Origin of the sequence: Actinoplanes sp. NPDC051633, from assembly GCF_040681735.1 — a bacterium.
Lineage (GTDB): Bacteria > Actinomycetota > Actinomycetes > Mycobacteriales > Micromonosporaceae > Actinoplanes.
On the sequence record NZ_JBFAZH010001415.1, the window covers coordinates 1 to 1,784 of the forward strand.

Sequence of the window (1,784 nt, forward strand, 5' to 3'; positions counted from 1 at the left end):
ACGTCAACGGGTCGCTGCACGGCACCGGCCGGCTGAGCTCGGCCTGGAACGCCACCGGCAACCTCCAGATCGGACGGTCCAAGATCGCTGGGTCGTACGCCGAACCGTGGCGCGGCCGCATCGACGAGGTCACGACGTGGGACCGTGTGCTCACCACCGACGAGATCCGGCGGATGGCGAACGCGCCGGTCGAGGAAGCCTTCCTGCCGATGGACGAGGGAGCCGGCACCAGCGTCGCCGATGTCTCCGGCAACTACCGGATGGGCAGGTCCTCCGGCGAGCTCGCCTGGGATGCCGGCCGGGTGGGCCCGTTCTCCGCACAGTTCAACGGCCGGGACGCCGCGATCGAAACCGCGCAGCAGGCGGTACGCACCGACGGCAGCTTCACCGTGACCGCCCGGGCCCGGCTGCGTCAGGAGAACCCGCAGAGCACCCAGACGATCGTCAGCCAGGACGGCCCGAGCTCGTCCGGGTTCGCTCTGCAGTACCGCAACGGCAGATGGGCCTTCCTGGTGTCCCGGGCCGACAAGGCGGTGCCGGACCGGCTGACCGCGGAGGCCCCCGTCGACGGAGCGGAGTGGACGGATCTGGTCGGGGTCTACGACGCCGCGGCCGGCGAGGTCCGGCTCTACGTCAACAGCGCGGAGAAGGGCGCGGCTCCGGGCCGGGTCACCGCGCACGTCCCGGGATCGCTTGTGGTGGGCCGCGCCAAGCAGGCCGGTGCGGCGACGCAGTACTTCGACGGGTGGATCGACGACGTGCACGCGTGGACCGGCGCGTTCGGCGCTGCGGAGGCCGGGCGGTACTCCGAGAACCCGGTCACCAGACGGCCCAATCCGTACGGGGCGGAGCTGGCCCGGTTCGTCGACCACGACGGGCACCACTTCTCGGGCACCGGGCCCGTACCCCCGGGAATGCTCATCGAGCCCGGCCTCGGCATCCCGGCGGCGTCCGGGACGCCCGACACGCGGATGCTCTACTCCTGCCGGTACCCCGGAGGGTGGTACAACACGACCGTCGACCGGTGCGAGACCGCCGACAGCACCCTGCTCGGAGCCGCCGGGCTCGTCCACAAGTCAGCACCGGCGGGGCGGCCGTCGTTGCGGGTCTACCGGTGCGTGGTCGCCGGCGCCGACCACTACCTGACCACCGTGGAGGGCTGCGAGAGCCCGGAGCACCGCAACGAGGGCACGATGGGATTCACCCGGGCCTATCGGCAGCTGGTGCGCCATCTCTCCCCGGCGCCGCAGTACGACCACATCACCACGGTCACTCTCGGCGGAGTGCCGCCCGGCTACCGCGCCGAGGGTACGCAGGGCATCCTCGGCCTGACCGCCGAACCCGGCACCCAGGGTCTCTACTCCTGCACCACCGGCACGGACGAGTTCTCCTCCACCGATCCCGGCTGTGAAGGCGAGACCGTGCGCCGCTGGGAGGGCGCGATCTGGACCCAGCCGCCGTCGTTCGCCGAGTCCTTGCCGCTCTACTCCTGCCGCATGACCCCGGCGGCGGACGGCGAGCGGTTCACCTCCCGGGACGAGTTCTGTGAAGGCCGGACCAGGATCGGCCGGCTCGGCTTCGTCATCACCCGGTTCAACTAGAGAGGACCCGGTCATGCATCCTCGATCAAGGCGTTGGTTGGCCGCGGTTCTGACCGCCGTGCTGACGGGCACGCTGGCGCACGCGCCGGCCGCGCACAGTGTGGCGCCGCCGGTGCTGCCCTCGGCGCCGCAGAAGGAGCCGGTCGTGCCGGTCACGCCGGTGCCGGTGCGGCCGATCCCCGC

1 protein-coding gene is annotated in these 1,784 nt (G+C 71.9%); it reads left to right on the plus strand.

Annotated elements, in window-relative coordinates:
- Positions 1-1,601: LamG-like jellyroll fold domain-containing protein (locus AB0M20_RS41580; protein WP_364306839.1), on the plus strand; the 1,601-nt coding region annotated here is incomplete at its 5' end.
- Positions 1,602-1,784 lie beyond the last annotated feature (183 nt).